The following is an 11,510-nucleotide window of genomic DNA, read 5'->3' as shown; positions in this document are numbered from 1 at the left end:
TATGGAGCAGGAATTAATTGAGGGGTTTAGGGAAATTGTTGGAGCCAAGTATGCTATAACAGATCAGACGTTGATTGCACCGTATTTGCTTGAAGAGCGTGGGCTTTTTCATGGAAAAACACCTTTACTTTTACGTCCATCTTCTTGCGCAGAGGTCTCATCGATTATGCAGTTAGCGAGCAAAACGCACACACCGATTGTACCACAGGGGGGGAATACAGGGCTTGTGGGGGGACAGCAACCAGATGAAAGAGGAGAGGGCGTTCTTTTATCCATGGAGCGATTAAATAAGATTAGAGCTATAAATCTTGAAGGAAATTTTGTTGTTGTAGAGGCTGGTGTTATTTTACAGGATTTGCAGAAAAAAGTGGATGAATCAGGTCGTTTTTTCCCTCTTTCTTTGGCATCTGAAGGTTCTTGCCAAGTAGGGGGAAATCTTTCGTCAAACGCTGGAGGGACAGCTGTTTTGGCTTATGGCAATATGCGTGATCTTTGTCTTGGTTTGGAAGTTGTTTTATCGGACGGGCGTATTTTAGATGATTTGCGTTTTGTTAAAAAAGACAATAGCGGTTACGATTTAAAAAATCTTTTTATTGGTGCAGAAGGCACATTGGGTGTTATAACCGCAGCCGTTTTGAAGATTTTTCCAAAAATAAAAGGAAAAGCAGTTGCCTTGGTGGGATTATATAGTCCGGCGAAGGCTTTAGAGTTTTTATCTCTGGCTCAAGAATATGGAGGAGGGATGTTGACAGGTTTTGAGCTTATGTCAAAGCTCAGTTTGCAAATGGCTTTAGATTATAAGATGTGTGAGAAGCCTCCTCTCCAGCAGAAACATGAATGGTATGTATTAATGAACATTTCATCGTTGCAAGGCAATGATGAGGCGTTATCGGTATTGAGTAGTATTTTAGAAGAAGCTTTAAAGAATGCGGTGATAGAAGATGCAGTTATTGCGCAATCTTTAAAACAGCAAGATTTTTTTTGGCAATTGCGAGAAAGTATATCATCGGCACAAAAGTTGGCGGGAGGATCTATTAAGCACGATATTGCAGTACCGCTTGCTTCCATTCCTGATTTTATTGCTGAAGCTGCACTTATTGTTGAAGATATTTCTCCAGGAGCACGGGTGGTTTGTTTTGGACACATGGGTGATGGAAATTTGCATTATAATGTTACACAACCTGTAGGGGCTGATACGACAGTATTTTTGCAGTTATGGTCAACAATGAACCATCGCATTCATAGTTTAGTGATGAATTATAAAGGTGCATTTTCTGCTGAGCATGGAATTGGTCAGCTTAAGCGCGAAGAACTTCGTTCTTTTAAATCGCCTGTCGCATTGGATATTATGCAAGGGATTAAAAAAACGCTCGATCCTTTAGGGATAATGAATCCTGGAAAAGTATTATAATTCAAGAATGGTGATCATGCATTTTTGTTTAGATTTTAATAACCAAAAAAGAAACCAGTTGTTTTTTATTCAAACTTTTAATAATCCAATGAGAAAAAGCTGCTAAAGGGTGTATGTTATTTAAGATAAATTGGGATAATGTATATGGCTAATCAATGCTTTAATCAGGCAAAAGCGGTGCTTGAATTTCGGTTAGATCCGTGCCATTTGCCACAAACTACGACATATTTTTCATCCAAAACGGGCAATAAGGTAATTTGTTCGTTAAATGAGCGTGGTGTTTCTTTTAAAACGGATATGCCTTCAAGCTTATCGCATTTAATACCTCCTTATCATTTTCAAGGAATTGCAGCACGTACCGTAAAAACGCGTTCAGGAGAAAGAGCTGTTGCATTAGAATTACTTCATGCAGATGAGGAAGCTTGTATACCGCTTTTGGTTTCCAGAGATTTGAATAATGTTCTTCTGGATTGGCGGTTATGGGCGGATACTTATGGCCTTCCCATGCTTATGATCAATGAAGATAATCGCATTCTGGTTGTAAAAGATCGTTCTGATTTACATCGATTTTTTGGTACAACATCGTATTCTAGACAAAAGCGTTTTTTACTTCGTTATAGCAATCCGTTAGGCTTGCGTTTGGTGATTGCGAATCGAATCGCACTCCAGTGATATTAATATGCATTCATTGTTGTACTACTATCAGCATTTATCTTGTTGTGCCGTAAAACATCGTTGTTTGGGGCGGTAACATAAGGGGTGTAAACTTCACACATGAAGTGTTTTTAGAAGATATGGCGAATATTCTTAAGTTTGCTTGTAGGTCTTTGTGTAAGTGCAGCATATGAGTGGGAAGCAAGAGGACCCCGCTCAATGAGAATCCAGACTTTTACAGACGGGATTTGGTGTGACTTTTGGTTCTTGAAAACAAAGAGGAAGTCAATGATTGTAAATGAGAGTTTTTTGACACCATACATTGGCAGCAGAAATCTATTATGTAAAACGCTTTTTTCGGAGAGGTGAAAACGGCTTTTGTAACAATAGAAACTGTTTTTTGCGGTATAATTTTGGGTTTTTGCCACATTATTAAAACATCAGAAAATTACTGGAAGTGTTTTTAAATTTTTTTTAATAAATCATTTCTCCATTTTGAATGAGAGCTTTGAATATTGCAGAACATTCTTATTTCATCTCTCTTTTATAATCAAAATCATTTAGATAGAAAGGGTTATCGTAATATTGAGAGTTGGAAAATACAAAGATGGTATCGGTTTTTATCTTTATTCCAGAAAGATGGCAGAATGGATTTATACTATTTGCAGGTAGTGTCGTAAAATGGGAGTGATGAGCATGAGAGATATTGTTTAAGAATTTGTATGTGAATAACATAACTATCTTTTTTGGGCATTTTATTTTTCGTAAAAGCGGAATTTCATTAAAAAACGCGATAGATAAAAGAAATGATAGTATATATGTTTTTCTTCAGGATTTTATAAAAAAGAAAGTGTTTATAAAAATGATGAGAAAATACGTTTAAAGTAAAGATAACAGTAAAATGATCATTTTATATTATATTCTCAGATTCAGAAATTTTTCCTATTTCATCATGAGTAGGTATCCTATTTACAATATTTGATTGTTCAAAGGAAAGCACACTCATTTTTTCAAAATTATGGTCAACGTAAAACAGTGAGAAAATTTGTGTATCATGCTCTTACGTGAAATCATCAAATTGTAAAAAAGAATAGTCAAAGGATTTAGTTTTTTCGCGCAATAGCTCGCCATCCGATATCGCGACGAACAAAACCCTCTGGCCAATCAATATAATCAACGGCTTCATAAGCACGTTTTTGTGCTTGCGTAATCGTTTTTCCTGTTGCTGTTATATTGAGAACACGTCCACCATTTGCAATGAGTTGTCCATTTCGTAATGCTGTACCAGCTTGAAAAACTTTCACATCGGGAAGAGTATCTATTTTATCAACGTTACGAATAACAGTCCCTTTTTGGGGAGAGCCTGGATAACCATTAGCAGCCATAACAACGGTGAGAGCAGTCTTTTCAGACCACTGAAGAGGTTTATTTTCAAGATTTCCTTGAGCTGCGGCAAGAAAAATTGGTAGAATATCATCTTTAAGGCGCATCATTAAAACTTGACATTCAGGATCACCGAATCGTACGTTAAATTCAATTAATTCGGGTCCTTTTTGCGTTATCATCAAGCCGACGAAGAGAATACCTCTAAAGGGGGCGCCCATTTCGTTCATGCTTTTTAAAGCTGGTTCAACAATTTCTTTAAGGGTACGATTCACTATTTCTTGGGTCATGATGGGTGCTGGTGAATAAGCACCCATACCACCGGTGTTTGCTCCAGTATCTCCATCTCCTACACGCTTATGATCTTGAGCAGATCCAAAGGGAAGAGCAACTTTACCATCACAAAGGCAGAAGAAGCTTGCTTCTTCACCTTCCAGAAAAGATTCTACAACAATTTTGTTTCCTGCATCCCCAAATGCACTTTTGAAGCAGGCATCAACAGCGTTAAATGCTTCTTCTATAGTTGTTGCAACCACGACACCTTTGCCGGCAGCTAAGCCATCAGCTTTAATAACAATGGGAACACCTTGTTGATGAATGTAGGCTTTGGCTCTAGCGGCATCATTAAAGCATTGGTAACTTGCTGTAGGAATGTTATTCTTATGACATAAATCTTTTGTAAAAGCTTTTGAACCTTCTAGTTGAGCAGCTTTTTGAGTAGGACCAAATACACAGATGTTAGCGCTATTAAGAGAATCTGTTATACCTGCAACCAATGGTGCTTCTGGTCCTACAATCACAAGATCAATAGAATGTGCTTTACAAAAATCAATAATAAGGGGGTGATCATCAATGTCTAAATTAATATTTTCACCAAATTCTGTTGTTGCAGGATTTCCAGGAGCACAATATAACTTTGTTAGCAGTGGTGATGCTGCTATTTTCCATGCTAAAGCATGTTCTCGTCCACCTGAGCCAATAAGAAGAATATTCATTGCTTGCTCCTCTCATAGAAGATGATTAATTTCATCTCCTTCTCATAAGAATGAAATGTCTCTATCGCAAGACTAAAGGTAAATCATTTGATGAAAAAAAATAAAAATATCGCACCTGTTCAGTCCTATAATAGCCAAGGACGGGTTATGGATGCATCTTCCAAACAATGGGTCTATAGTTTACTTCCCTGTTCTTTATGGTTTTATGCGCAATTGGCGCGTTGGGATCGGCCTATCGGATGGCAATTGTTGATGTGGCCTTGTTTTTGGTCAACAACAATGGCTTTTCTCTCTTATGAAATGCATTATGATACTCTTTCATCAATGTTGCTTCATTGGGTTTGGTATCTTTTTCTTTTTTTTCTAGGATCCATCGCTATGCGAGGGGCAGGATGTACTTGGAATGATCTTATTGACCATAAAATCGATTCTCAGGTAGAAAGAACACGTTCTCGCCCATTGCCGACAGGTCATGTGAGTCGGTTTCAAGCAAAAGTTTTTATACTTGTGCAATGTTTGGTTGGTTTAGGCGTTTTATCACAATTTAATAGGTTTAGTTTTTTTTTCGGTATTTCGTCATTGATAGCTGTTGCATTTTATCCTTTTATGAAACGCGTAACATATTGGCCGCAGTTTTTTTTAGGCGTTGCATTTAATTGGGGGGCATTAATGGGGTGGGCTGTTGTCTTTGGAAGTTTAAGCTGGTCACCGATTTTGCTTTATGTGGGATCAATCTTGTGGACCATAGGATATGATACAATCTACGCCCATCAAGATAAAGAAGATGACGCTACGGTTGGTGTGCGTTCTACAGCACTTCTCTTCGGTAAAGAAACCAAGCGTGCTTTAGTATTTTTGTATGGTGGTTTTGTACTGTTTGTGAGTTTAGCATTTTATTTAGCTGAAGTCCCTGTTCTTAGTTTTTTTGGGGTTTTTGTGGCAAGTATCCATATGTTTATTCAAATTAAAGTTATTGATATAGATGACAGTGCGCAATGCCTCAGGCTTTTCAAATCTAATTCGCTTATTGGTCTTGTGATTTTTGCTGGTTTAGTATGTGGTGGTATATGGATGATGTTTTATCCTGCAGCTTAACAACAAATTAGATAAAATCATATATTCTGATGATGAGGAGAGGAATGAAAATACAAAGATACTTTCATTAATTTTAAAGTGTATTATTTTTTCATGTTCAAAGCTTTTTGTATTTTATGATTAGTTTTATTCCAGATCTTTCTGGTTTGAAATAACGATTTTTTCAAATTTTATTGAAATAAAAATAGACTTTAGGAGGAATGAACAACTTTTTTAATTGAAAGTGCACTTTCTCTTATCAGAAATTACAAAAGTAAAATCATAATTTTTGCTGAATACCGTGTTTTCTCTTAAAAAAGCTTGTTGCGCATCTATTGTCTTCAAGCAATGCAGTAGGAGATATTATCAACCAACTTTTATAGTGAAAATAAAACTTTTCTATTGAAAGGAAACTAATCATTTTGTTTTAGAAATTTGCAAATAGAAAATAGTCATTGAACCCTTAGGAAGACAAAGTCTTCATAACGATAAAGCTTGAAGGATTAGGGATAAAGTTTTTGTTTTTTCCAATTGCTGTGTTCAACACAATCACGCGTAAAAAGCAGACGATCATGTAAACGAAATGGGCGATCACACCAGAATTCTATAGAAAGGGGTTTAACACGAAAACCAGACCAATAAGGTGGTCGTGGAATATTGCCTACTGCATAACGTGCAGTATATTGAGCAATTGCTTTTTCGAGCACAAAACGATTGTCTAATGGTTGAGATTGTTTAGATGCCCATGCCCCAATTCGACTCCCACGTGGTCGCGATTGGAAATAGGCATCCGCTTCCTGTTGACTTACTTTTTCAACAATGCCTCTAATTCTGACCTGACGACGGAGCGATTTCCAATGAAAACCTAAGGATGCCTTCATTGATTTTAAAATTTCTTGTCCTTTACAGCTTTCATAATTGGTATAGAAGACGAATCCTTGGGGACTGTAGTCTTTGAGGAGAACCATACGAACATTAGGAAGTCCTGTTTCGTCTACTGTTGCGAGTGCCATAGCATTCGGATCATTTATTTCGCTTATTGTTGCCTCTTCAAGCCATTTTGCAAAAAGTTCAAAAGGTTTTTGCATTTGCATAAAATGATCATCTGTTGGGATTTTATTGCTCATAGTGTCTCCAAATGTCAGCGAGCATGGGTAAGGCATTTTCTTATTTACTTTGTCATCTCGAAGTAAAGTAGCATTTTTTCCTATTTTCAAAAAGTCAATGCTATCGTGTATTTTTATAGTGGTTCCATTATTTTTGTCTTTAGCATAGACGATAATGAGCTATATTAAATAAATATCTCATTTTATCTGGTATTTTAGTTTATTGATAGACATATAAAGAAAGAAGAAATTATTCTCTAGAATAGATTGATAAAGTTATGAGGGATATTGAAAACATATCCGTTGATATTTTGAAAACCAAAAAATTGAAAAGAGGGCAATATGCGTGATCCCTACACGATTCTGGGTGTGGCACGTACCGCAAAATCGCAAGAGATTAAATCAGCATTTAGAAAATTAGCAAAGAAGTATCATCCAGATCACAATAAAGATGATGCAAAGGCTAAAGAAAAGTTTGCTGAAATTAATCAAGCTTATGAAATTATAGGTGATAAAGATAAAAAAGCACAATTTGACCGCGGTGAAATTGATATGGAAGGAAAACCACTTTATCAAGCCTATGGTGCTGGTGAGAATTTTAACAATAAACAAAATCCTTTTTCAGGAAGAGCGAGAGGATTTGATTTTTCCTCTTCAGGTGGTGCAGGTTTTGATGCGAGTGATATTTTTCGCGATCTGTTTGGGGGAGGCGGTAGCTTTTCGAATTCCACACACTATAATCGCCCTCAACAAGGAGCACATATTCGTGCTAATCTTGCCATAACATTAGAGCAGATGGTTGGCGCAGAAAAGGTGGAAGCCGTTTTTCCTAATGGAAAAAAGTTAAAAATTAAACTTCCAGATTATATTGAAGACGGGCAAACTATTCGTTTAAAAGGTCAGGGAGAAGAGGTTCCTCATGGGCAAGCAGGAGATGCATTAATAACCATTCAGATTCAAAAACATCCTCGTTTTCGGGTTGAAGGAAGGGCACTTCATCTTGATTTACCAGTTTCTCTTAAACATGCTGTTTTGGGAGCAAAAGAAGAAGTTGAGACATTGGAGGGACGTGTGGTTTTAACGATTCCTGCTTGGTCAAGTTCTGATCGCGTTTTACGGTTGAAAGGAAAAGGACTTCGTTTAAAAAGTGGTACAAGAGATGATCTTTATGTGCATGTTCGTATTATGTTGCCGGAAGGTAAAAATGTTGCGCTAGAACAGTTTTTGCAAATGCAAAAAGATTAAATTTTAATTTTTTTTATATATAAAGCATAGTTTTTGCTTGATTTTAAACCAATTACTTGAAGAAAAAGTTGACCTGTGTCATAGGCAAATGAATAATATTAATTTTAAGTAACAATGGGGCAGTGCTAATGGCTAAGGGTAATGGTTTATTGTACGGTAAGCGTGGCTTAATTTTAGGGTTGGCCAATAATCGCTCCATCGCTTGGGGAATTGCTAAAGCGGCGAGTAGCGCAGGGGCAGAGCTTGCTTTTACCTATCAGGGTGAAGCCATGAAAAAGCGTGTTGAGCCTTTGGCTGAAGAATTAAAGGGATTTGTTTGTGGACATTGTGATGTTTCTGACGGTGCTTCTATTGATTCAGTCTTTAGAGCCATAGAGAAGAAATGGGGCAAACTCGATTTTTTAGTTCATGCTATTGGTTTTTCTAATAAAGATGAATTAAGTGGTCGTTATGTTGATATCAGCGAATCAAATTTTATGATGACCATGAATATTTCCGTTTATTCCCTAACAGCTCTAACAAAGCGTGCAGAAAAGTTGATGCCGGATGGCGGTTCAATCTTGACACTGACCTATTATGGTGCAGAAAAGGTTGTTCCCAATTATAATGTCATGGGGGTTGCTAAAGCAGCTCTTGAAGCGAGCGTGAAGTATTTAGCGGTAGATTTAGGTCCCAAAAATATTCGTGTTAATGCGATATCTGCTGGACCGATTAAAACGTTAGCAGCTTCAGGTATTGGTGATTTCCGTTATATTTTAAAATGGAATGAATATAATGCTCCATTACGCCGTACAGTAACAATTGAAGAGGTTGGTGATTCTGCTCTTTATTTTCTTTCAGATTTGTCTCGTTCTGTTACTGGTGAAGTTCATCATGTCGATTCGGGTTATAATATCATAGGTATGAAAGCAGTTGATGCACCAGACATTTCTGTCGTTAAAGAATAAAGTTTGGTTTATAGGGTTTTATTGAACAGCGGTAATTTGACCAAATTAAAAGCGGCTGAGAGTATTTTGGAACAAAGAGCTGTCTTGTGTATAACTCAACATATGTTGTCGTTGGCGTATATTTGACAGAGAAACGGATCTTTTTTCATGTCGCATAATACATTTGGTCATTTGTTTCGTGTAACCACATGGGGTGAAAGTCATGGTGCTGCTCTTGGTTGTGTCATTGATGGTTGTCCGCCTGGAATTATTTTTACTCTTGCAGAAGTTCAAGCTTATCTTGACAAACGGAGACCAGGACAATCCGTATATACAACGCAGCGACGCGAATTGGATCAAGTAGAAATTCTTTCAGGAGCTATCGCTCAGGACAATGGGACGGCATTGGTTACAACAGGTACACCAATTTCTCTGTTGATTAGAAATACAGATCAGCGTTCGAAGGATTATAGCTCGATTGCCCATCAATATCGTCCAGGACATGCGGATTATACTTATGATATTAAATATGGCATTCGTGATTTTCGAGGAGGAGGGCGTTCTTCGGCAAGGGAGACAGCAGCACGTGTTGCAGCGGGTGCATTTGCACGTAAAATTGTTCCTGGTTTGGTGGTTCGAGGAGCAGTGATAGCAATTGGTCCTCATAATATTAATCGTGATCGTTGGGATTGGTCAGAGGTTGATAATAATCCTTTTTTTACACCTGACGCAGAGATGGTTCACATTTTTAGTGATTATATCAGTAAACTCCGTAAAGAGGGGACATCTGTTGGTGCGGTTGTTGAGATCGTTGCAGAAAATGTTCCGGCAGGTTTAGGAGCACCTATTTACGCAAAACTGGATCAAGATATTGCATCCTTCCTTATGTCGATTAATGCAGTAAAAGGAGTTGAAATTGGGGATGGTTTTGCGGCAGCCCGCATGAAGGGAGAAGAAAATGCCGATGAAATGCGGATGGGAAATGATGGAAAACCACTTTTTTTATCCAATCATGCTGGTGGTATTTTAGGGGGAATATCGAGTGGACAGCCAATTGTTGCACGTTTTGCTGTCAAGCCTACTTCATCAATTTTAACGCCTCGTCGCTCTATTGATGTTGATGGTCATGATGTAGATGTTATAACGAAGGGACGTCATGATCCATGTGTTGGGATTCGCGCTGTTCCCATTGGTGAAGCGATGGTTGCTTGTGCTATTGCGGACCATTATCTAAGACATCGCGGTCAAGTTGGGTGAGTGAGAAGGTGAATAATGGTGTATGATGAAGAAAAAATTGTTTCTGCACTTAAAGCTTTTGAACGCGGTGAAATTGTTGTGGTGACAGATGATGATGACCGTGAAAACGAAGGTGATTTAACTGTTGCTGCTGTCCATTGTACAGAAGAAAAGATGGCATTCATCATTCGCCACACAACAGGGATTGTTTGTGCACCTATGCCAAAAGAAGAAGCACAACGGTTTCATCTTGCTCCTATGGTGCCAGATAATAATTCAGCACATCGGACTCAGTTTACTGTTACTGTGGATTTTAAACATGGGATAACGACGGGTATCTCCGCACACGACCGCACATTAGCGGTTCGCAATCTTGCTAATCCAAATGCTGGTGCTCACGATTTTATTCGTCCAGGACATATTTTCCCTTTGATTGCGCATGAAGGGGGTGTTCTTATGCGTTCAGGTCACACGGAAGCGGCTGTTGATTTATGTAAATTAGCTGGTTTACCGCCAGTTGGTGTTATTGGTGAGTTGGTCAATGATGATGGCAGTGTTAAACATGGAGATGAAGTTACAAAATTTGCACAGGAACATCGATTGCATATGATAACGGTTGCGGATTTAATCGCTTATCGTCAGCGCAAAGAAATGTTGATCAGGCATGTTGGAGAAATGGCTATTGAAACACCAGTAGGACCTGCTATTGTTCAGAGTTATCAACTCCCTTGGGAAACAGTTCAGCATGTTGCAATCGTTTTTGGTGATCTTGGTGATGGTGAAGATATTCCTGTACGTTTGCATCGTGAAAACATTATGAATGATGTTTTTGGTCAAGCGTCAGATGTTACCGCTATCATGCAGCGTATGATGGAAAAAGAAAAACGGGGTGTTTTTGTTTATTTACGTGAAGGATCAGTTGGTATTGATGAAAAATCAGCTATGAGCATTCAGGAAATGGCAAAAGACGGTTCAGAAAACCATATACAGGCAATTGAACGTGAAGAAGAATGGCGACAAATTGGTTTAGGATCACAAATTTTGAAACATTTAGGAATCAGTTCTGTTATTGTTTACACTTCTAAAGAACGTCATTATTTAGATTTAGAAGGTTTTGGAATTCGTATATCCAGAATAGATATTTTGTGAGGTTCATATGAAAAAAGAAATACAAGAGGGGGATATTACGACCTTAAGTTTTGAGCAAGCGCTGAAGCAACTTGAAGTTATTGTTGAAAATTTGGAACGTGGCGATGTGCCTTTGGAACAATCCATAGATATTTATGAACGTGGTGAAGCGCTTAAAAAACATTGTGAAAAACTCTTGAAAGTTGCTGAAGCTAAAGTTGAAAAAATTCAACTTTCAGAAGGAGGTTCTCCAGAAGGAGTAGAACCACTTGATGCTCAATAGTATTAAACTATTTTTGGATATTTATTGCGGGATTAAGCAGTGCAATAACCTTATTTATAGAAAGCAAAT

General features: G+C 37.8%; 10 protein-coding genes. 8 read left to right on the top strand and 2 right to left on the bottom strand.

What is annotated here, in order from left to right:
- Position 1: 1 nt before the first annotated feature.
- Both ACFIMU_RS01940 and ACFIMU_RS01935 read left to right on the top strand, forming a co-directional pair.
- Complete coding sequence (locus tag ACFIMU_RS01940) at positions 2–1,411, top strand: FAD-binding oxidoreductase (protein WP_375696776.1); 1,410 nt, start codon at positions 2–4, stop codon at positions 1,409–1,411.
- Positions 1,412–1,555: 144 nt separating this feature from the next.
- Positions 1,556–2,083: a DUF6101 family protein gene (locus ACFIMU_RS01935; RefSeq protein ID WP_375606421.1), complete on the top strand. Its 528-nt coding sequence runs from the start codon at positions 1,556–1,558 to the stop codon at positions 2,081–2,083.
- A gap of 1,085 nt (positions 2,084–3,168) precedes the next feature.
- Here the strand turns inward: ACFIMU_RS01935 and purD are convergent.
- Positions 3,169–4,443, bottom strand: coding sequence for a phosphoribosylamine--glycine ligase (gene purD / locus ACFIMU_RS01930; protein WP_375696775.1), 1,275 nt, complete (start codon positions 4,441–4,443; stop codon positions 3,169–3,171).
- A gap of 90 nt (positions 4,444–4,533) precedes the next feature.
- Here purD and ubiA point away from each other — a divergent pair, with 90 nt between their 5' ends.
- Complete coding sequence (gene ubiA, locus ACFIMU_RS01925; protein WP_375696774.1) at positions 4,534–5,538, top strand: 4-hydroxybenzoate octaprenyltransferase; 1,005 nt, start codon at positions 4,534–4,536, stop codon at positions 5,536–5,538.
- Between the two features lie 482 nt (positions 5,539–6,020).
- Here ubiA and pdxH read toward each other — a convergent pair whose 3' ends face one another.
- Entirely contained in the window at positions 6,021–6,644 is a 624-nt protein-coding gene (gene pdxH, locus ACFIMU_RS01920) for a pyridoxamine 5'-phosphate oxidase (protein ID WP_375606418.1), read from the bottom strand.
- 321 nt (positions 6,645–6,965) lie between these two features.
- On the opposite strand from pdxH, the gene ACFIMU_RS01915 reads away from it, so the two are divergent.
- From ACFIMU_RS01915 to ACFIMU_RS01895, 5 genes are all read left to right on the top strand, one after another.
- Entirely contained in the window at positions 6,966–7,868 is a 903-nt protein-coding gene (locus ACFIMU_RS01915) for a DnaJ C-terminal domain-containing protein (RefSeq protein ID WP_375606417.1), read from the top strand.
- A gap of 128 nt (positions 7,869–7,996) precedes the next feature.
- Positions 7,997–8,815 carry an enoyl-ACP reductase FabI gene (gene fabI / locus ACFIMU_RS01910; protein ID WP_375609084.1) on the top strand — a complete coding sequence of 273 codons (819 nt, stop codon included), beginning with the start codon at positions 7,997–7,999 and terminating at the stop codon, positions 8,813–8,815.
- A gap of 147 nt (positions 8,816–8,962) precedes the next feature.
- Complete coding sequence (gene aroC / locus ACFIMU_RS01905; RefSeq protein ID WP_375614429.1) at positions 8,963–10,051, top strand: chorismate synthase; 1,089 nt, start codon at positions 8,963–8,965, stop codon at positions 10,049–10,051.
- A 15-nt stretch (positions 10,052–10,066) separates the two neighbouring features.
- Complete coding sequence (gene ribB / locus ACFIMU_RS01900) at positions 10,067–11,179, top strand: 3,4-dihydroxy-2-butanone-4-phosphate synthase (RefSeq protein ID WP_375696773.1); 1,113 nt, start codon at positions 10,067–10,069, stop codon at positions 11,177–11,179.
- A 7-nt stretch (positions 11,180–11,186) separates the two neighbouring features.
- A complete protein-coding gene (locus tag ACFIMU_RS01895) occupies positions 11,187–11,441 on the top strand; it encodes an exodeoxyribonuclease VII small subunit (protein WP_375606413.1) in 255 nt (84 codons plus the stop codon).
- Positions 11,442–11,510 lie beyond the last annotated feature (69 nt).

The organism is Bartonella sp. AC70YNML, from assembly GCF_042196545.1.
Taxonomy (GTDB): domain Bacteria; phylum Pseudomonadota; class Alphaproteobacteria; order Rhizobiales; family Rhizobiaceae; genus Bartonella.
The sequence above is the reverse complement of the archived record's forward strand: the minus strand, read 5'-3'. Positions and strand labels throughout refer to the sequence as shown.